The 19,048-nt window shown below is 63.4% G+C and carries 16 protein-coding genes; 7 read left to right on the top strand and 9 right to left on the bottom strand.

Translation table 11 applies throughout. The annotated features are described in order from the left end of the window. Window positions 1-67 precede the first annotated feature (67 nt). Both N5J71_RS08175 and N5J71_RS08180 read left to right on the top strand, forming a co-directional pair. Window positions 68-811 carry a hypothetical protein gene (locus N5J71_RS08175; RefSeq protein ID WP_003460903.1) on the top strand — a complete coding sequence of 248 codons (744 nt, stop codon included), beginning with the start codon at window positions 68-70 and terminating at the stop codon, window positions 809-811. Between the two features lie 54 nt (window positions 812-865). Continuing rightward, window positions 866-1,528, top strand: a complete 663-nt coding sequence (locus N5J71_RS08180; RefSeq protein ID WP_003460902.1) for a glutathione S-transferase family protein — start codon at window positions 866-868, stop codon at window positions 1,526-1,528. A 124-nt stretch (window positions 1,529-1,652) separates the two neighbouring features. Here the strand turns inward: N5J71_RS08180 and N5J71_RS08185 are convergent, their stop codons facing one another. Then, a complete protein-coding gene (locus tag N5J71_RS08185) occupies window positions 1,653-2,135 on the bottom strand; it encodes a free L-methionine (R)-S-oxide reductase MsrC (RefSeq protein WP_257597467.1) in 483 nt (160 codons plus the stop codon). Continuing rightward, a complete protein-coding gene (locus tag N5J71_RS08190) occupies window positions 2,132-3,022 on the bottom strand; it encodes an ATP-binding protein (protein WP_003460900.1) in 891 nt (296 codons plus the stop codon). The genes N5J71_RS08185 and N5J71_RS08190 overlap by 4 nt, the downstream gene beginning before the upstream one ends. Before the next feature lie 110 nt (window positions 3,023-3,132). Between N5J71_RS08190 and N5J71_RS08195 the strand changes: the two genes are divergently transcribed. Beyond that, the gene (locus N5J71_RS08195) at window positions 3,133-5,454 is read left to right on the top strand and encodes a response regulator (RefSeq protein ID WP_074857947.1); all 2,322 of its coding nucleotides are present in this window, start codon (window positions 3,133-3,135) and stop codon (window positions 5,452-5,454) included. Here N5J71_RS08195 and N5J71_RS08200 read toward each other — a convergent pair. From N5J71_RS08200 to pdxB, 3 genes are all read right to left on the bottom strand, one after another. Continuing rightward, window positions 5,444-5,902: a MarR family winged helix-turn-helix transcriptional regulator gene (locus tag N5J71_RS08200; RefSeq protein WP_074857943.1), complete on the bottom strand. Its 459-nt coding sequence runs from the start codon at window positions 5,900-5,902 to the stop codon at window positions 5,444-5,446. The two genes, N5J71_RS08195 and N5J71_RS08200, sit on opposite strands and share 11 nt — an antisense overlap. After that, complete coding sequence (locus tag N5J71_RS08205) at window positions 5,899-6,384, bottom strand: glutathione peroxidase (protein WP_084342345.1); 486 nt, start codon at window positions 6,382-6,384, stop codon at window positions 5,899-5,901. Before N5J71_RS08205 ends, N5J71_RS08200 begins: the two co-directional genes overlap by 4 nt. Window positions 6,385-6,681: 297 nt before the next feature. Further along, window positions 6,682-7,812: a 4-phosphoerythronate dehydrogenase PdxB gene (gene pdxB / locus N5J71_RS08210; RefSeq protein WP_279916643.1), complete on the bottom strand. Its 1,131-nt coding sequence runs from the start codon at window positions 7,810-7,812 to the stop codon at window positions 6,682-6,684. Window positions 7,813-7,962: 150 nt separating this feature from the next. On the opposite strand from pdxB, the gene N5J71_RS08215 reads away from it, so the two are divergent. Continuing rightward, window positions 7,963-9,336: an MATE family efflux transporter gene (locus N5J71_RS08215; protein WP_279916644.1), complete on the top strand. Its 1,374-nt coding sequence runs from the start codon at window positions 7,963-7,965 to the stop codon at window positions 9,334-9,336. Between the two features lie 39 nt (window positions 9,337-9,375). Next, window positions 9,376-10,434 carry a DUF3080 domain-containing protein gene (locus N5J71_RS08220; RefSeq protein WP_257597470.1) on the top strand — a complete coding sequence of 353 codons (1,059 nt, stop codon included), beginning with the start codon at window positions 9,376-9,378 and terminating at the stop codon, window positions 10,432-10,434. Window positions 10,435-10,519: 85 nt separating this feature from the next. On the opposite strand, the gene tusA is transcribed toward N5J71_RS08220, so the two are convergent. Together tusA and rlmM are read right to left on the bottom strand one after the other, a co-directional pair. Further along, on the bottom strand, window positions 10,520-10,771 hold the full coding sequence (gene tusA / locus N5J71_RS08225; protein WP_003460892.1) for a sulfurtransferase TusA: 252 nt from the start codon (window positions 10,769-10,771) through the stop codon (window positions 10,520-10,522). Between the two features lie 68 nt (window positions 10,772-10,839). Then, window positions 10,840-11,895: a 23S rRNA (cytidine(2498)-2'-O)-methyltransferase RlmM gene (gene rlmM, locus N5J71_RS08230; RefSeq protein ID WP_279916645.1), complete on the bottom strand. Its 1,056-nt coding sequence runs from the start codon at window positions 11,893-11,895 to the stop codon at window positions 10,840-10,842. A gap of 307 nt (window positions 11,896-12,202) precedes the next feature. Between rlmM and acnA the strand changes: the two genes are divergently transcribed. Together acnA and N5J71_RS08240 are read left to right on the top strand one after the other, a co-directional pair. Beyond that, the gene (gene acnA, locus N5J71_RS08235) at window positions 12,203-14,944 is read left to right on the top strand and encodes an aconitate hydratase AcnA (RefSeq protein ID WP_279916647.1); all 2,742 of its coding nucleotides are present in this window, start codon (window positions 12,203-12,205) and stop codon (window positions 14,942-14,944) included. Between the two features lie 251 nt (window positions 14,945-15,195). After that, the gene (locus N5J71_RS08240) at window positions 15,196-16,761 is read left to right on the top strand and encodes a methyl-accepting chemotaxis protein (RefSeq protein WP_279916648.1); all 1,566 of its coding nucleotides are present in this window, start codon (window positions 15,196-15,198) and stop codon (window positions 16,759-16,761) included. Between the two features lie 716 nt (window positions 16,762-17,477). Here N5J71_RS08240 and N5J71_RS08245 read toward each other — a convergent pair. Next, complete coding sequence (locus N5J71_RS08245) at window positions 17,478-18,185, bottom strand: type 1 glutamine amidotransferase (RefSeq protein ID WP_279916649.1); 708 nt, start codon at window positions 18,183-18,185, stop codon at window positions 17,478-17,480. Window positions 18,186-18,422: 237 nt separating this feature from the next. Further along, window positions 18,423-18,767, bottom strand: a complete 345-nt coding sequence (locus N5J71_RS08250) for a ribonuclease E inhibitor RraB (protein ID WP_125874051.1) — start codon at window positions 18,765-18,767, stop codon at window positions 18,423-18,425. Between the last annotated feature and the right edge of the window lie 281 nt (window positions 18,768-19,048).

Consider the following 19,048-nt stretch of genomic DNA (forward strand, 5'->3'; position numbering starts at 1 on the left):
GCCACTACACTCGGTCGAAAAGTCGATTCTCGAGAGGTCCCAAGCAGTGTCCGCACTCGTGATAACCATGCTGATCGTCGGCGGCATCGCCCTGCTGATGGTGATTGCCTACATCAACCACGCCGTCGAGAACAGCAAGCTGGAGAAAGCGCGCCAGCGCGCTGATCTGCTCGACCGCATTCGTCGCTGCCAGGATATCTCCGAACGCATGCCTGGGCAGCTTATGACACCGCAGCTGAAGCTACTGCTGAGCCAGTTGCAGCTGCAAGTCAGCGAACGCCTGCTGCCGCTGGACAAGCAGAACACCAAACTGAAGACCGATATCGACACGCTCAAGGCCCAGGTCGCTCAAGGCGAATCCATTGCCGTGAAGAACCCGCCGCAGCCCATCGCCAACGAAGCCAAGGCCAAGGACGTGCGTTTCCTGCTGGAAAATCTGCATGCCCTGATCACCGGTTCGGTTCAGGCCGGCCTGCTACCCGCGGGCGATGGCAAGCATTGGCTCAAGCAGATTCGTCAGATGCTGGTACTGGTGCATATCGAGTTCTTCAGCACCCTGGGCCAGACGGCCATGCAGCAGAATCAACCCGGCCAGGCCCGCCTGGCCTTCGAACGCGGCGTGCAATACCTGCGCAAGCAACCTGACCCGACCCCTTACCAGACGCAGCTCAAGCGTTTCGAAGAGCAATTGGCGCGCGCCAATGCCTTGGTGCTCAACAACAACGTACCCAACGCGGATGAACCCAGCCAGTTGACCGAAGGTCTGAAGGACCTGGAAGACGACTGGAAGAAGAAGAACATCTACGACTGAGCAGACGACCGCCTTCACTTAGTCAACCACGTTGACCGCCGAATAGGAGCTGTAATGAGCCTGACCGTTTACGGAGCCCCCCTGTCTCCCTTCGTTCGCAAACTCTGCCTGTGCCTGATCGAAAAGGGCCTGGATTACGAGCTCGAGGTGGTCATGCCCTTCGGCCAGCCGGACTGGTTTCGCGAGCTCAATCCGCTAGGCCGGATTCCCGCCTTTCGCGATGGCGACCTGAAGCTGGCGGACTCCAGCGTCATCTGCCAATACCTGGAAGAGCGCTACCCTGAGCACATGCCGCTATATGGCGAGAGTGCGGAGCAACGCGCCAAGGTACGCTGGCTGGAAAAATACGCGGACTACGAGCTGGCGCCACTGTGTACCTTCACCGTATTTCGCAACCGCGTGCTGAAAGCCACCATGGGGCAGCCATGCGATGAGGAAAAGGTGCAGCAGACGCTCAAGGACAAGCTGCCCAAGCACTTCGACTATTTCGAGACCACGTTAGGTGACGCGCCCTACTTCCTTGGCGAACAACTGTCCATGGCCGACCTGGCGCTGGCCAGCCAACTGATCAACATGGAGCACGGCGGGGAAACCCTGGATGCCGGCCGCTGGCCGAACCTGCTGGCGCACTACGAGCGCATCAAGGCCCGCGCATCCACACAGCAACTGCTGCCGCGTGAACTGCGCACACTGGAGAAGATCGGCGCCAAGCGCTGACCACGCCCGCTTCACAGGGTGCGCCGTGCGCACCGATTGCGAAATCAGCTTCGACGACGTCTTAAACCAGCGGTGCGCGCGGCGCCCTAGCAGATCGAGTCTCCGCGCATCGCCAAAGGCGTATTCAGCAGTCGCTGGCGGCCAGGAATATCTCTGCCAGCGCTTCGATACCGGCCTGATCCACCTCGGTGAACCGCCCCACCGACGGGCTGTCCAGATCCAGCACGCCGATCAGCCGACCATCCTTGACCAGCGGCACCACCAGTTCGCTGTTCGACGCACTGTCACAGGCAATGTGTCCTGGGAAGGCATGCACATCCTCAACTCGCTGAGTTTGCAGGCTGGCAGCCGCGGCGCCGCAGACACCACGACCGAAGGCGATGCGCACGCAGGCCACCTTGCCCTGGAACGGGCCGAGCACCAGCTCGCCATCCTTCGCCAGATAGAAGCCGGCCCAGTTCAGATCGGCCAGCTCGTGAAACAGGAAGGCGGAAAACTGCGCGGCATTGGCGATGAAGTCGCGCTCGCCGCTAAGCAATGCCTGCAATTGCGCACTCAGCAGCGGGTAACCATTGAGATCACCACCAGTCTGTGAAAGATCGATCATGCCTGTTGCTCCAGCAGTTGCAGCCCGACCCAGTGGCGGGCGAATTGATAGGCGCAGCGGCCATTGCGGTTACCACGACCCAGCGCCCAGCGAATGGCGGCTTTCTCCAGCGCCTCGTCCCAGCTCCAGTCGAGCCCGACCTGACGCGCCTGCACCTCTACCCAGTGGCGCACGACGAGCAGGAAGTGATCCTGAGTGAAGGGATAGAACGACAGCCACAGGCCAAAACGGTCGGACAGCGCGATCTTGTCCTCCACTGCCTCGTTGGGGTGCAGCTCGCCGTCTACCCTCTTCCAGTTCTCGTTGTCACTCTGATGCTCGGGGACCAGATGGCGGCGATTGGAGGTGGCGTACAGCAGCACATTATCCGGTGCCTGCTCCAACGAGCCGTCGAGCACGCTCTTGAGTACCCGGTAGTCGCCCTCGCCCGCTTCGAACGACAGGTCGTCGCAGAACAGCACGAAGCGTTGCGGCAAGCCGGCCAGCAGCTCGACCACGCGCGGCAGGTCGGCCAGATGATCGCGCTCGATCTCGATCAGGCGCAGGCCGGCTTTGGCGTGCTCGGCGAGCAGGGCACGCACCAGCGACGACTTGCCAGTGCCACGTGCGCCCCAGAGCAAGGCATGGTTGGCCGGCATGCCGCTGACGAACTGACGGGTGTTGCGCGCCAGTTGCTCGCGCTGGGCGTCCACGCCCAGCAGGTCGCTCAGCGACAGGTCGAGACTGACATCCAGTGGCAGCAGGTAGCCACTGCGACCATCACGTACCCAGCGTGTCGCCACGCACTTGCTCCAGTCCACCTCCGGACGTAGTGCAGGTAGCAGGGGCTCGATGCGCTCCAGCACCTGCTCGGCGCGGGCAAGAAAATCCAGTAACCGGGAATTCACGATCTACTACTCCTTTTGCGCAGAGCCGCAGGCTGCAGGCTCTGCCGGTACAGGGTCGCTATCAGGTATGCTTGGCAGGCGCCCAAGGATCAGAGAACACGCACGCCTGTATGGACATTTCGCTCACCAATCGCCTGTCGTTCAAACAGGCCGGCCTGACCGTCCTGGTGGCGTTTATCCTTGGTACGCTGCTGAGCGTCACCCAGGTGGCGGTCGATTATGCCAGCGAAGAGGCCTCCATCAACCGCGAGATTCGCGCGCTGCTGGAAATCAGCCACAATCCCGCCGCCCGTATCGCCTACAACATCGACGCGGAACTGGCGCAGGAGCTGGTCCTCGGCCTGCTACGCTCGCCCGCGGTGACCCGCGCCGAACTGATCGACAACAACGGCCTGGTGCTGGCCAGCGTCAGCCGTCCACGTAGCGAAAGCCGTTATCGGGTATTCAGCGACAGCCTGTTCGGGGCCCAGCGGCAGTTCCAGGACCCGCTCCACGTCAGCCATGCCCCCAACGAAGCCTTGGGCTTTCTGCGCCTGGAAGTCGACACCTACGCCTTCGGCAGTCACTTTCTCAGACGTTCGCTGCTGACTCTGCTCACCGGTTTCGCGCGCAGCCTGCTGCTGTCACTGATCCTGCTGGTGCTGTTCTATTTCATGCTGACCAAGCCCCTGACCGGGGTGATTCGTGCACTCAGCGAACGTAACCCGCAAGACCCGCAGCACCGCCCCGTGCCCTGCCCCAAAGGCCACGAGCGCGACGAGATCGGCACCCTGGTGGAGGTCACCAACCGCCAACTGTCGAGCATCGCCCAGGAGATCGAACAAAGGCGTAACGCCGAAGACCGCCTGACCCAGTACCTGAACGAACTGGAAAATATCGTCTCGGCGCGCACCGCCGAGCTCAAGGCCACCAACGCCCGCCTCAGCCAGTCCAACCGCGAACTGGAGGTGGCGCGTACCACCGCCCTGAACATGGCGCAGGCGCGCTCGGCCTTTCTCGCCAACATGAGCCACGAGATCCGCACGCCGCTCAACGGCCTGCTGGGCATGCTTGCGCTGGCTCTGGACGGCCCACTCAGCGCCGAGCAGCGCCAGCAGCTGGGCATTGCCCATGACTCCGGCAAGGTGCTGGTGGAACTACTCAACGACATTCTCGACCTGTCCAAATTCGAAGCAGGCCAGCTCGAACTGGAGGAAATTCCCTTCGACCTCGGCGCCTTGGCCGAGGAAACCGCCAGCCTGCTGTCACAGAACGCCGCCAGTGCAGTCGAGCTGACCTGCCTGATCGACCCGGCACTGCCGACCCAGGTACTGGGCGACCCGACACGGGTGCGCCAGATCGTCAGCAACCTGCTGTCCAACGCGCTCAAATTCACCCGTTTCGGCCGCGTCGACCTGATCGTCGCCTGCTGTAAGGACGGCATCAGCATTCGCGTGCGCGATACCGGCATCGGCATCGCCGAAGACGCCCAGGCGCGCATCTTCCAGCCCTTCGCCCAGGCCGAAGTCGGCATCACCCGTGAGTACGGCGGCACCGGGCTCGGCCTGGCACTGACGCGGCGCCTGTGCGAAGCGATGCATGGCAAGCTGACGCTGCAGTCGAAAGAGGGCCTCGGCAGCGAGTTCTGCGCCAAACTGCCGCTACCCGCCCATGCGCAAGCCGGCTCACAACCTGTGCTGGACGGCCGCATCGTCGCGCTGACGCCGGCCAGCAGCGGCCTGCAGCAGATGCTCAGCCAGTGGCTGCCAGCCTGGGGCCTGAGTTATCAGCGCCTGGATACCGATGCCAGCCTGCACGGTGTGGATGCCGACCTGCTGATCAGTGATTGCCCGGAATGCCTGCTGGGTATGCGCCCGGCGATCAGCACGCCAATACTGCTGGTCACCGCCTATGGCAACTTCCTGCCGCACGAGCAGGCGCAGCGTCTCATGCCGCTGCTGCAGATCGCCCGCCCGCTGGCGCGCAATGGCCTGCTACAGGTGCTGCGGCACATCCTCCACAGCGACGACGGCGACCTGCACAACAGCGCCCAGGCGCGATCTGCGCGAGAAAGCACAGCGCGCGTGCTGCTGGTCGAAGACAACCCGGTCAACCAGATGGTCGCCAAAGGCATGCTGGCCAAGCTCGGCTACCAGGTGCTGGTCGCCGCACACGGCGCTGAAGCATTGGAGGTGCTGGAGCAGGAGCCCATCGATCTGATCCTGATGGACTGCAACATGCCGGTGATGGATGGCTACGAAGCCAGCCGACGCATCCGCAGCAATGGCCGCTGGCTGGAGTTGCCCATCGTCGCCCTGACCGCCAATGCACTGTCCGACGAGCGCGAGCGCTGCCGCGCTGCCGGCATGAACGATTACCTGGCCAAACCCTTCCGCCGTGAAGAACTGGCAGTCGTGCTCGACACCTGGCTGCCCGATGAGGTCAATCGCTGAGCCGAGCCAGCAGCCGATCCAGGCTGCGCCGCAGCCTTTCCATTTCCAGCAGATCCTGGTCACCGAACTGGCAGAGCAACTGCGCCTTGAGCGGCAGGACCTGCGCCTGCAGCGCCCTGCCAGCCTCGCTCAGGGCCAGATGCACCTCGCGCTCATCCGTCTGCGCGCGACGGCGCTGCACCAGCCCCAGCTGCTCCAGACGCTTGAGCAGCGGCGTCAGGGTGCCGGAGTCCAGCTGCAGGCGTTGCCCGAGTGCCTTGAGCGTCGGCGGCTCAGGCGCCCGCTCCTGCCACTCCCACAGCACCAGCATCACCAGGTACTGCGGGTAGGTCAGACCGAGGGCATCGAGCATCGGCTTGTAGGCGCGGATCACCGCACGCGAGGCGGCGTAAAGCTTGAAGCACAGCTGATTGTCCAGTTGCAGCCCGGCGGTGCCGAAAGCACTCATTTCAGCAGGGCCTCGATCTCGCTGCTCAGTTCTTCGGGCTTGGTGGTCGGAGCGAAGCGCTTGACCACCTTGCCGTCCTCGCCGATCAGAAACTTGGTGAAGTTCCACTTGATGCCCTGGCTGCCCAGCAGGCCCGGCGCGCGCCTCTTCAACTGCACGAACAGCGGGTGAGCATCGCTGCCATTGACGTCGACCTTCTTGAACAGTGGGAAGCTGACGCCGAAGTTCAGCTCGCAGAACTCGGAGATCGCGCCCTCGTCACCCGGCTCCTGCTTGCCGAATTGATTGCAGGGGAAACCGAGCACTACCAGCCCTTTGTCCTTGTATTGCTGCCAGACGCTTTCCAGCCCTTTGTACTGCGGGGTGAAGCCACATTTGCTGGCGGTGTTGACCACCAGCACAGCCTTGCCGCCGAATTCGGCCAAGGTCTTCTGCTCGCCCTTGATGGTGGTGACCGGAATATCGAAAAGTGCGTTGCTCATGGGGAATCGTCCTGAATGGGCTTGAAGCGACGAACAAAGTAGCGAGCAATTAAATTGCATGCAATTTAATTAACGCAAAATAAGGCATGCGAATACACGCGATCTCCTAGGGTGGGTCAGCGGCGCCGAATGCAGGGCGTCCAAACGCAGATGAACCCAGCGCGCTCGGGTGGCCGCCCCACGTAACCCACCAGGCGGTGTGTCGAGTTGCAACGATGGTGGGTTATCGCGGGGCGGCCATCCGCCGCACCGGGCTTAGCACACTGTTCTGCAAGCGTGACAGGCGGCTAACCCACCCTACGAAACGGTGGCGCCCAGGGCTCGTACCAGCGCGACCAGCGGCGCTGAATCGCCCTGAATACGTACGCGTAAGCCATCGATCTCGCGGCGCATCGGGTAGTGCTTGCGCAGTCGGTCGAAGCCGGCGCGACGGGTATCGGCATCGCCAACCAGGCTGCGGCGAAAGTCGGCATCATCGCGGCGCGGGTCGTATACCGCGCGGCAGATGCTGGCCAGGGCCCAGGCCGGGTCCGCGCTGCCGTCGATGCTCAGCTCGCTCAACCAGGGCGCCGGCAACAGATCGGCCAGGCTCACCTGCTCGGCCACGCCCAGCGCCCGGCAGCAGGCTTGATAGATCTGCGCCGTGCCGCGCAGCTTGCCGTCCAGGCTGTAGCCGGCAATGTGCGGCGTCGCCAGTTGGCACAGGGCGGCCAATTCGACATCGGCCTGCGGCTCGCCTTCCCAGACGTCCAGCACTACCTTCAGATCAGGCCGCTGTGGCAGCAGGCTGCGCAGCGCAGCGTTGTCCACCACGGCACCACGACTGGCATTGATCAGCCAGGTGCCGGGTTTGAGTGCGGCCAGCCGCGTCGTATCGAACAGATGGCGCGTCGAAGCATCCAGCGGCGTGTGCAGGCTGATCACATCGCATTCGTCGATGATCTGCTCCAGGCTGTCGAAGTCGCCTCCCTCGGCAGCCTGGCGCGGCGGGTCACACACCCGCACCTGCCAACCGAGACCACGCAACAGATTGACCAGGCGCCCACCGACCTGCCCCGCTCCGACTACGCCGTAGACACGCGCTGCCGGATCGACGCCCTCGCGCTCGGCCAGAGTCAGCACACTGCCCAGCACGTAATCCACCACGCCACGGGCGTTGCAACCAGGCGCACTGCTCCAGACGATGCCAACCTCAGCGAAGTAATCGAGATCCAGATGGTCGGTGCCGATAGTGCAGGTGCCAACGAAGCGCACTCGGCTGCCTTCGAGCAAGGCGCGGTTCACCTGGGTCACCGAACGCACCAGCAACAGATCGGCATCGCGCACGTCCTGTGCGGTGATGGCGCGCCCTGGCAGGCGGTGAATGGTGCCGAAGTCGGAGAAAAACTCATCGAGCAGGGGAATATTTTCGTCGGCGACGATATGCATGGCAGGCTCCATCGGGCAGGTCGCCATTCTAAGTCAGCCGACACCTCAGCGTCGCCCCACAGGCCGCCAGACAGAGGGGCAGATCGTACTTTCCTGACCGCTACGTCAAGGCGTAGACTACGCGGTTTCCTGTTATCCCGAAGAGTCGAAATGTCCACCGACAGCCGTCTTGGCCGCGTGCGCACGGAGCTGCGCAGCCTCTTGCTCCTGGCCACCCCCATCATCATCGCTCAGTTGGCGCACACCGCCATGGGCTTCGTCGACACGCTGATGGCCGGGCGCGTCAGCCCGCAGGATCTGGCTGCGGTGGCGTTGGGCAACTCGATCTGGGTGCCGGTGTTCCTGTTGATGACCGGCATCCTGCTGGCCACCACACCCAAGGTGGCCCAGCGCTTCGGCGCAGGCGAAGAGGCCGACATCGGCCCGTTGGTGCGCCAGGCACTCTGGCTGGCGCTGGCCGTCGGCGGTAGTGCTGCGGCGCTGCTGTGGAACGCCGAGTTCATCCTGCGCACCATGAATGTCGACCCGGCGCTGATCACTCCGGCGATGGGCTATTTGCGCGCTGTGGCCCTGGGTTTCCCGGCTGTGGCGCTGTATCACGTGCTGCGCTGTTTCAGCGACGGCCTTGGTCATACGCGCCCGGCCATGGTGCTGGGCATTATCGGCCTGCTGCTGAACATCCCGGCCAACTACATCTTCATCTACGGCAAGTTCGGCCTGCCGGCCATGGGTGGCGTTGGCTGCGGCTGGGCGACCGCCCTGGTGATGGGTTTCATGCTGATCGGCATGCTGGCATGGGTGAAGTGGGCGCCCTACTACCGCAGCAGCGCGCTGTTTACCCACTTCGAATGGCCGCAGTGGACAGTGATCAAACGCCTGCTGAGCATCGGTGTGCCAATCGGTATCGCGGTATTCGCCGAATCGAGCATCTTCGCGGTGATCGCCCTGCTGATCGGCGGCCTCGGCGCCACTGTGGTAGCCGGGCACCAGATCGCGCTCAATTTCAGCTCCATGGTGTTCATGATCCCTTACTCACTGGCCATGGCCGCCACCGTGCGCGTCGGCCAAGCGCTGGGGCGTGGCCAGCCACGCGAGGCGCGCTTCGCCGCCGGGGTAAGCATGGCGGCGGCGCTGGGCTACGCCTGCGTATCGGCCAGCCTGATGTTCCTGCTGCGCGAACAGATCGCGCAGATCTACACCCCGGACAAGACGGTGATCGCGGTGGCGGCAACGCTGATCGTCTATTCGGCGCTGTTCCAGTTCTCCGATGCCATCCAGGTGACCGCCGCAGGCGCGCTGCGTGGCTACCAGGACACGCGCATCACCATGTTGCTGACCCTGTTCGCCTATTGGGGCATCGGCCTGCCGGTGGGTTATGCGCTGGGGCTGTCCGACCTGTTCGGCGAACCCAGCGGCCCCAGTGGCCTGTGGCAGGGACTGGTGGTCGGGCTGACCTGCGCCGCCGCGATGCTCACCGTGCGCCTGGCGCGCAGCGCGCGCAAGCGCATTCGCCGGGCCGCCTGAGTCATTGGATAGGCAGGAAATCAGCTCTAGACTGAGCGCATGATTCGACCTGCCCTGCTCCTCTGCTTCCTTCTGCTCTCTGGCTGCGGCCCGGCCAACGATGGCCTGGCCCTGCAGAGCGATTACCTCGAACGCCTGCAGCGCTCGCTCGATGCACCGAACGTCAGCTCGCTCGATAAGCGCAGCATCAGTCAATACCGCTTGCCCGCCAGGCGCGAGCGGCTTTCGGATATCCCCGAACTGCGCATCGGCCTGCTCGATCTGGTGATCGACGCGCGGCGCTGTCCGCACCTGCAGCAGCTGATCAGCCAGCGCAACAGCAGCCTGGGCAAGCAGCTGATGCCCAGCCAACGGCTGGGCTATGAAGGCGATCTGCTGCGCGCCATCGATGACTGCGTGCCGCATCTGCAGGAAGGCTCCAGCCTGAAAGACACGCTGCAGCGCCTGGCCGACGACAAGCGCCAGCAACTGCCCGCAGTATTCTGGAATGCCCTGAACGGCAGCCCGGAGTTCGAGAACTACCTGCGTTTCGCCGATAAGGCCTTGCCGGTGGACACGCCGGAAGACAGCGCCGCGCTGGACGCATTGCAGCGGCTGGCCAGCATCGGCGCCGCCCTGCCTGCACAGCTGCCGCCGAGTGCCGATCAGCTGGAACCGCTGTTCTTCGCCCTCTATGCCAGCGAACAGGGCAGCCAGCTGATCACCAGCCTGGCCAGCCTGCGCCACACCCTCGACGTTGGCAGCGAACTGCTGGAGCAACGCCAGCACAATCGCCCACTCTGCCCACTGGGCCAGGCGACGCCACGCGGGCGCATCCTGCAGAACATCTTCATCAAGTTCTACGCTGGCAGCCTGCAACCCTATCTGGCACAGGTCGACCAACGCGGCCGGGAGTGGCAGGCGACGCTGCTGCAACTGCAGCGCATCGACGGTATTCCCACCGCCACCCGCGAGCATCTGCAGAGACTGGCCGGCGAACAGGATTCGTTATGGCAGGATTTCCGCGCCGCCACGGCGCGTCACGTCAAGGCCTGGCAGACGCTACTGAACAGCTGCGGCCTGGCACCGGGACAGGCGGGATGGAACAGCGAAAGCTAGCAAACCGTAGGGCGGGTGCAACCCGCCATCGCGACCAACAACATCCGCTATTTGGCGGGTTGCACCCGCCCTACGAGATAACTGTCTAATCGGCCTTCTTGCGAATCCAGTACAGGTAGGTGCCGTCTTCCTCGGCCTGGCCGAGCAGCTCGTGGCCAAGAAACACGCAGAACTTGGGAATATCACGACGGGTCGACGGATCGGTAGCGATCACCTTGAGCAGGCCGCCCGGCGACAGGTCGCGCACCTTGTTGTGCAGCATCATCACCGGCTCAGGGCAATTCAGGCCGCTGGCGTCGAGCAGGTCATCGTGATTGAGGGTCAGGGCTTCGGACATAAGGGGCTCCACAAACAGGCGCGCATTGTCGCGCAAAGCTGACCTTCAGGTCACCTACACGCAGATCATCACTTGCCATGCCGACGCAGATGGCAGGTCACTTCCTCACGGTCGTGATACAGCTGCTTGCAGCCGATGCTGACCTTCAGGCCCCGCTCGACCAGCCCCGACTCAATGCGATCGAGCAGGCGCCGCACTTCGGCGTAACGCTGCTTCATCGGCAGCTTGAGGTTGACCACCGCCTCGCGGCACAACCCCTCGCCCAGCCAGGTTTCGATCATCGCCGCCGTGCGCGCCGGTTTCTCGACGATATCGCAGACCATCCAGTGCACTGGATGCTGCGGGCGAAAGGTGAAGCCATCGGCGCGCTGGTGCACGACGAAGCCGGAGTACATCAGGCTTTCAGCCATCGGCCCGTTGTCCACGGCGGTAACGCGGATTTCCCGATTGACCAGTTGCCAGGTCCAGCCGCCTGGCGCAGCGCCCAGGTCAACGGCGGTCATGCCCGGCGCCAGGCGCTGATCCCACTGCTCGCGCGGGATGAAATGGTGCCAGGCCTCCTCCAGCTTGAGCGTGGAGCGGCTCGGCGCCTCGCGCGGGAACTTCAAGCGCGGAATGCCCATCGGCCACATCGCCTGGTTGTCCGCCTCGGCAATGCCGGCGAACACCTCACGGCCGCTCTTGAAGGTCAGCAGCAGACGCGGCTTCCTGGCGTCGTCCACCAGTTTGCCGGCCTTGAGCAAGGCCTTGCGCAGCGGCGCCTCGAACTTCTTGCAGAAGGTCGAGAGCTCCTTGCCGTCGTTGGTATCCACCACTTCCAACCACAGGCTGCCGCACACCGGGTAATCAGCCAGCGCCTCCAGCAACACGCTGATACGGTCACTTTCCGGCAGGATGACGTAGGCCCCGCGCGCCCATTGCCGCGGGAAGATCAGCTGATTGAAACGCACGCTGCGCATCAGCCGCTCGGCATCGGCCGCCTCGCTGCAGACGAACTCGGCGCACGCGCTGCCGGGCTTGGTCTTGGAGTAGCCCGCTACATCCAGGCGTGCGGCGAGGTCGGTGATCTCGGCGCAAACCTCCCCTTCGAAACCGGGGCGGCAATGCAGAAACAGGGTATTCATCAAAGGGTCTCCTCGAGGCCCGCATGATACCCGAGACCGGAACCCAGAGCCGCTAAACCTGTCCAGCTACATATGCGCTGCCCACAGATAGGGAGCCGCCAGCCATCGCGTTTCGATGAGGCCCACCCCCCAGAACAGCTAGCGCATAGCAACCGATAAAGGATATGCGCTAGGGTCTGTTGCCGTTTCGCGCACAGCTCGCGTCGAAACGGCAACAGACCCTAGCCAGACTGCTCAAGCTGAACTAGCTTGAAGGTCTGCCGCCATCAGATACAGCCCGTACCGTGCGGGCCCAAGGAGATGTGCAATGCCCTCCCTCGATAGCCTGAACTGCCGCCGCGAACTGAAAGTCGGCGACGCCACCTACCACTACTTCAGCCTGCCCGAGGCCGCCCAGCGCCTCGGCAACATTGACCGCTTGCCCAAGTCGCTCAAGGTGCTGCTGGAAAACCTGCTGCGCAACGAAGACGGCCAGACCGTGCAGCCGCCGGATCTGCAAGCCATGGTCGACTGGCTCGACCAGCGCACCTCCGACCGCGAGATCCAGTACCGCCCGGCGCGCGTGCTGATGCAGGACTTCACCGGCGTGCCGGCGGTGGTCGACCTGGCCGCCATGCGCGACGCCATGGCCAAGGCCGGCGGCGACCCGCAGCGGATCAACCCGCTGTCGCCGGTGGACCTGGTCATCGACCACTCGGTGATGGTCGACAGCTACGCCTCCTCCAGCGCCTTCCACGACAACGTCGAGCTGGAAATGCAGCGCAACGGCGAGCGCTACGCCTTTCTGCGTTGGGGCCAACACGCCTTCGACAACTTCAGCGTGGTGCCGCCGGGCACCGGCATCTGCCACCAGGTCAACCTCGAGTACCTGGCGCGCACCGTATGGACCAAGGAGGAAGACGGCGTCACCCTCGCCTACCCCGACACCCTGGTCGGTACCGACTCGCACACCACCATGATTAACGGCCTCGGCGTGCTCGGCTGGGGCGTCGGCGGCATCGAGGCGGAAGCGGCCATGCTTGGCCAGCCGGTGTCGATGCTGATTCCCGAAGTGATTGGCTTCAAGCTCAGCGGCAAGCTGAAGGAAGGAATCACCGCCACCGACCTGGTGCTGACCGTCACCCAGATGCTGCGCAAGAAGGGCGTGGTGGGCAAATTCGTCGAGTTCTACGGCGACGGCCTGGCCGACCTGCCGCTGGCCGACCGCGCCACCATCGCCAACATGGCCCCGGAATACGGCGCCACCTGCGGTTTCTTCCCGGTGGACGAGATCACTCTCGGCTACCTGCGTCTGTCCGGCCGCCCGGAGGCCACCGTGCAACTGGTCGAGGCCTACAGCAAGGCCCAGGGGCTATGGCGCGAGCCAGGCGATGAGCCGCTGTTCAGCGGCAGCCTGAGCCTGGACATGGGCAGTGTCGAAGCCAGCCTGGCCGGGCCCAAGCGCCCGCAGGACCGCGTCCCGCTGGGCCAGGTCAGCCAGGCCTTCGATGACTTCCTCGGCCTGCAGCTCAAGCCAAGCGCCAAGGAAGAGGGTCGCCTGCTCAGCGAAGGCGGCGGCGGTACCGCCGTAGGCGGCAACAAGCAGAGCGGCGAAATCGACTATGAGGACGACGGCCATACCCATCGCCTGAAAGACGGCGCCGTGGTGATCGCTGCCATCACCTCCTGCACCAACACGTCCAACCCCAGCGTGATGATGGCCGCCGGCCTACTGGCCAAGAAAGCCGTGGAAAAAGGCCTGCAGCGCCAGCCCTGGGTGAAGAGCTCGCTGGCCCCCGGCTCCAAGGTGGTCACCGAGTACTTCAATGCTGCCGGCCTGACGCCCTACCTGGAGAAGCTCGGCTTCAACCTGGTGGGCTACGGCTGCACCACCTGCATCGGCAACTCCGGGCCGCTGCGCGAGCCCATCGAGAAAGCCATCACCCAGGCCGACCTGACCGTCGCTTCGGTGCTCTCCGGCAACCGCAACTTCGAGGGCCGCGTGCACCCGCTGGTGAAAACCAACTGGCTGGCCTCGCCCCCCCTGGTGGTGGCCTATGCCCTGGCCGGTAGCGTGCGCATCGACATGACCCGCGACGCCCTCGGCACCGGCAAGGACGGCCAACCGGTCTACCTCAAGGACATCTGGCCGACCCAGGCCGAGATCACCCAGGCAATCGCCCAGGTCGACACCGCCATGTTCCGCAAGGAATACGCCGAAGTCTTCACCGGCGACGAGAAATGGCAGGCCATTGCCGTGCCCAAGTCCGATACCTACGCCTGGCAAGGTGACTCCACTTATATCCAGCATCCGCCGTTCTTCGAGGACATCGCCGGCGATCCGCCACGTATCACCGATATCCGCCAGGCGCGCATCCTCGCCCTGCTTGGCGACTCGGTGACCACCGACCACATCTCGCCAGCCGGCAACATCAAGGCCGACAGCCCGGCCGGGCGCTATCTGCGCGATAACGGCGTGGCCCAGGCCGACTTCAACTCCTACGGCTCGCGCCGCGGCAACCATGAAGTGATGATGCGCGGCACCTTCGCCAACATCCGCATCCGCAACGAAATGCTCGGCGGCGAGGAAGGCGGCAACACCCTGCACGTGCCCAGCGGCGAGAAGCTGGCGATCTACGACGCCGCCATGCGCTATCAGGCCGAAGGCACGCCACTGGTGATCATCGCCGGCAAGGAATATGGCACTGGCTCCAGCCGCGACTGGGCGGCCAAGGGCACCAACCTGCTGGGGGTCAAGGCGGTGATCGCCGAAAGCTTCGAGCGCATCCACCGCTCCAACCTGGTGGGCATGGGTGTGCTGCCGCTGCAGTTCAAACCCGGTACCGACCGCACCAGCCTGAAACTGACCGGCAAGGAAGTGCTGGCCATCGAAGGTCTGGAAGGCGTGGAACTGCGCCCGCAGATGCCCCTGACGCTGATCATCACCCGTGAAGACGGCACGCATGAGGAAGTCGAAGTGCTGTGCCGCATCGACACCCTCAACGAGGTCGAGTACTTCAAGGTTGGCGGCATCCTGCACTACGTGCTGCGCCAGATGATCGCCAACTGATGCACCTGCCCTGCCGCGCCACGCGGCAGGGCCTCACCGTCGGGCCAAGGACGGCTCATGCCGTGACAAAAATGTGACGTCAGTCAAAAAATTGCCGGGAGCAATTTTTGACGTCGCTCCGCGACGGCCCGCAGGGTGGCCGCCATGGACGGCGGGCCACAAAAAGCGTTTACACTCGCCAAAACGCACTCACCCCTCAACTTTGCCGTCCGTCGGCCGATGACAGGGCATTACAACGACGGATACCTGCCATGCGTAACAACCAGCCGGTCACTCAGCGTGAGCGCACTTTTCCTGCGCAACAACGCCTGATATCCACCACCGATCTCAAAGGGCAAATCACCTACTGCAACGACGCCTTCGTCGACATCAGCGGCTTCAGTCGTGAAGAACTGCTGCGCGCGCCACACAACATCGTGCGCCATCCGGACGTTCCGGCAGCCGTGTTCGAGCATATGTGGACGACCCTGAAAAAGGGCCGCCCGTGGATGGGCATCGTCAAGAACCGCAGCAAGAACGGTGACCACTATTGGGTCAACGCCTACGTCACGCCCGTCACCGAAAACAACCAGGTCGTCGGCTACGAATCCGTCCGCGTCAAGCCGACCGCCGAGCAGGTACGCCGCGCCGAAACGCTGTACGCCCGCATCAACGCGGGCAAATCAGCCATCCCGGCCAGCAACCAGTGGCTACCCATCGTCCAGGCGTGGATGCCCTTCATCCTGGTCAGCCAGATCGGCTTCATGATCGGCCACTGGATGGGCAGCAACTGGGGCTTCATCCTCGCTGCCGTGCTCTCCGTGCCGCTGGGCCTGGCCGGCATCGCCTGGCAGACGCGTGGCGTCAAACGCCTGCTGCGCCTTGCCGAGCAAACCACCTCTGACCCGCTGATCGCGCAGATGTACACCGACAGCCGCGGCGCCGAAGCACGCCTGGAAATGGCCATGCTCAGCCAGGAAGCGCGCCTGAAAACCTGCCTCACCCGCCTGCAGGACACAGCCGAACAACTGACCCTGCAAGCGCGTGAAGCCGACAAGCTGGCGCACAACAGCTCGGCCGGCCTCGAGCGCCAGCGCAGCGAGACCGAGCAGGTCGCCACCGCCGTCAACGAAATGGCCGCCACCACCCTGGAAGTCGCCAGCAACGTCGCCCGCGCCGCCATCGCCACCCAGGAAGCCAACCGCCTGACCAGCGAAGGTCGCACCATCGCCGCGGAAACCCGCGAAGCTATCCAGCGCCTGTCGCAATCGGTAGGCGATACCGGCGAAACCGTGACCCGCCTGGCCCAGGACAGCAGCGAAATCGGCGGCGTGGTCGACGTGATCAAAGGCATCGCCGACCAGACCAACCTGCTCGCCCTCAATGCCGCCATCGAAGCTGCTCGCGCTGGCGAGATGGGCCGCGGCTTCGCTGTAGTGGCTGACGAGGTGCGCTCGCTGGCGCAACGCACCGCCGAGTCCACCGAACAGATCCACGCCCTGATCGCCAAACTGCAGCGCACTGCCGAAGAGGCCGTGCTGACTATGGAAATCGGCCGCAAGCAGGCCGACGAAGGCGTCGAGCGCGTGCTGCAGGCTGATCAGGCGCTGGCCGGCATCAGCGACTCGGTGGCCAATATCGCCGACATGGCCAACCAGATCGCCGCAGCGGCGGAAGAGCAAAGCGCCGTCGCCGACGAGATCAACCAGAACATCACCACCATCGCCCAACTGGCCGACCAGACCGCCGGCGAAGCCAACGATACCGCCAAACTCAGCGAAGCCCTGACCAACACCGCACAGGGCCAATACGCCCTGGTCGAACGCTTCAACCGCTGAAACAAAAGGCGCAGCGGCTCACCGCTGCGCCTCCCCTCCCCGCCCTGCTTTTTGTAGGAGCGAGCTTGCTCGCGATCTTCCCTACGCCGTTCCCATCCGTCCCCGCTTTCACCGTAATTGCCAATTGCCAGCAATTATCTGACATGGTGTATAACCCCCAAACACATTAAAAGCCAGGTGGCGGTGACTCCTAACTAGTTTTTGCTGGTGAGCATTGCCTTCACGGATACGGATGCCATTTATGAACTCAGAGGCCGCTACAACCATCCACGGACGGCAAAACCTATCTAGTGATTGAACACGATAACGGTGGTGGCTGTGGAGCGCTCTCGGTAGACGACGAACACTGGCCTCATCAGCTTCACGAGGTCGGGGAGATAATGCCCGGAACGCGCACGATCAAGTGCGGTGGGGAAATCGATATCGAGATCAAGCCCGGCAACATCTACTACTTCAATTATTGGGGCCCGTAGGCGCTGGAAAAATCGGCGCTCACGCGCTTTAGAGCCTGGCACTGCAAAGGCTTCGCCCCGGGGCGGGGCTCCTACCGCATGGCGTTCAATAACCCTTGTAGGAGCAGCGCCGCGCGGGGAATAGGCTCTCGCGGGACGGCGATGTATCGATTAACCGCACGACGATGCCATATCTCCAAACGATGAGAGATCTCCTGCCAGGCCAAAGGCAACAGAGTTATTGTTACCCGCTCCTTTGAGACGTCAAAGCTCAGCCAGTTTCAGCCAGTGTGCGTAGAAACCTTCGGCAACCTGGTTCAGTGCCCTGACCTTCCCACTCAGGTCGTCACGCATCTCGGCGATACTCTGCTGGCTGCTCTGGCTGGCATCGAGCAGGTGTGCCCAGTCGTCTAGCCAGAGCGCGATCAAATCTTCGGTCATCTCCGGGTGGCCCTGCAACGCCAACACCTTGTCACCCCAGGCGAAGGCCTGGTTGTCGCACCAGCGGCTGCACAGCAGGGGCTGGGCGCCGTCTGGCAGCGCGAAAGTGTCGCCATGCCACTGGAAAATGCTGCACGCTTCAGGCAAATGCGCCAACCAGGGGCTATCGGCTGTTTCTGAGCGACGCTGAATACTCTGCCAACCGACCTCGGTGTAGGGCATACGGCGGATAGTGGCACCCAGTGCCTTGGCCAGCAGTTGGCCGCCCAGGCAGTGACCAATGATGGGAATGTCGCGCTCGATAAAACGCTGCAGCGCAGCCACTTCGTCGGCGATCCAGGCCAGTGGGTCGTTGACGCTCATCGGCCCGCCCATCACGGCAACCGCCTTGGGTCGCTCCAGGTCGTAACCGCGCAGTTCACCCAGATCGACACGCAACACGTCGAAGCTGCAGCCACGCACCTGCAGCACCTGCGCCAGATGGGCTGGCGGGCAATAATCGATATGAGTCAGGATCAGAACATCGGCCATGAGCACCTCCGCCGCGAAGTCTGCGCGAGAAGGATTGGCAAGTCGAGGTAGGCTGGGGTTTGAAGCCATCGGCCGGCCAGCCGGCCGATGGTCTGAGCGGATGGACGCCGCTGCATCCACATTTGAGGATGTCCTGAAAAAGCCGGCTATCGTCACTCCCGCGAAGGCGGGAGCCCAGATAATTCGCTGGTTCTGGATGCCCGCCTGCGCGGGCATGACAATTTTTTCAGTGTTTCCCTAACGCATGGCTGACGCTTTCACCTCCTGGGTAACGCCCCAGCCATCCATCTTGCCGCCCAGCGGGACGACGATGGACTCCAGGTCATGTTCGAACTCGCCGATACCGGCATGGGTGGCGTACATCACTTTGCTGATTTGCAGGTGCCATATACCGTCCTCGCGGGCGAATATCTGGGCGTTGAGCGACTCGCCGCGAAAGTTTCTGGCCGCCATTCTGGCCCGTTCTTCGTCGGGAAAGATGGCGTAGAACTCGATCGGGTGAAACTGGGCGAAGTCGAATCCCCCTTCTTTCATCCGACGCAGCACCGACGTGCTGGAGTCTTCGTGGAAGGCTGTGCTCATAAACGACCCCCTCTCAGGCTATGGATGGATTAACCGCTTTCCCAATACGACCGTCCTAGGTACGGTGTCGCGGCCTCTACCGGAAACCTCTGAAAACACCCTGCGTTTACAGAAGCATCCAAGTGACGCCACCCCGAGAATCGAGCTGGTGCTCGATGTGTCTACTGCAAGCGTATCGACGACTGCCCGACAGAACGCCGGGCTGAAAACCGTCACCCCAAGAGTAGCCGCTAAACGCGAGATTGGCGTCGCCCAGAAAGCCTTTGTGACAAAGCCGACGA

This window comes from Ectopseudomonas oleovorans (genome assembly GCF_029845265.1).
Taxonomy (GTDB): domain Bacteria; phylum Pseudomonadota; class Gammaproteobacteria; order Pseudomonadales; family Pseudomonadaceae; genus Aquipseudomonas; species Aquipseudomonas oleovorans.

Excerpts from the sequence above, each read along its gene's own strand:
- N5J71_RS08175 (WP_003460903.1), top strand. The coding sequence starts at position 68 with ATGCTGATCGTCGGCGGCATCGCCCTGCTGATGGTGATTGCCTACATC.
- N5J71_RS08180 (WP_003460902.1), top strand. The coding sequence starts at position 866 with ATGAGCCTGACCGTTTACGGAGCCCCCCTGTCTCCCTTCGTTCGCAAA.
- N5J71_RS08185 (WP_257597467.1), bottom strand. The coding sequence starts at position 2,135 with ATGATCGATCTTTCACAGACTGGTGGTGATCTCAATGGTTACCCGCTG.
- N5J71_RS08195 (WP_074857947.1), top strand. The coding sequence starts at position 3,133 with ATGGACATTTCGCTCACCAATCGCCTGTCGTTCAAACAGGCCGGCCTG.
- N5J71_RS08200 (WP_074857943.1), bottom strand. The coding sequence starts at position 5,902 with ATGAGTGCTTTCGGCACCGCCGGGCTGCAACTGGACAATCAGCTGTGC.
- N5J71_RS08205 (WP_084342345.1), bottom strand. The coding sequence starts at position 6,384 with ATGAGCAACGCACTTTTCGATATTCCGGTCACCACCATCAAGGGCGAG.
- pdxB (WP_279916643.1), bottom strand. The coding sequence starts at position 7,812 with ATGCATATCGTCGCCGACGAAAATATTCCCCTGCTCGATGAGTTTTTC.
- N5J71_RS08215 (WP_279916644.1), top strand. The coding sequence starts at position 7,963 with ATGTCCACCGACAGCCGTCTTGGCCGCGTGCGCACGGAGCTGCGCAGC.
- N5J71_RS08220 (WP_257597470.1), top strand. The coding sequence starts at position 9,376 with ATGATTCGACCTGCCCTGCTCCTCTGCTTCCTTCTGCTCTCTGGCTGC.
- tusA (WP_003460892.1), bottom strand. The coding sequence starts at position 10,771 with ATGTCCGAAGCCCTGACCCTCAATCACGATGACCTGCTCGACGCCAGC.
- rlmM (WP_279916645.1), bottom strand. The coding sequence starts at position 11,895 with ATGAATACCCTGTTTCTGCATTGCCGCCCCGGTTTCGAAGGGGAGGTT.
- acnA (WP_279916647.1), top strand. The coding sequence starts at position 12,203 with ATGCCCTCCCTCGATAGCCTGAACTGCCGCCGCGAACTGAAAGTCGGC.
- N5J71_RS08240 (WP_279916648.1), top strand. The coding sequence starts at position 15,196 with ATGCGTAACAACCAGCCGGTCACTCAGCGTGAGCGCACTTTTCCTGCG.
- N5J71_RS08245 (WP_279916649.1), bottom strand. The coding sequence starts at position 18,185 with ATGGCCGATGTTCTGATCCTGACTCATATCGATTATTGCCCGCCAGCC.
- N5J71_RS08250 (WP_125874051.1), bottom strand. The coding sequence starts at position 18,767 with ATGAGCACAGCCTTCCACGAAGACTCCAGCACGTCGGTGCTGCGTCGG.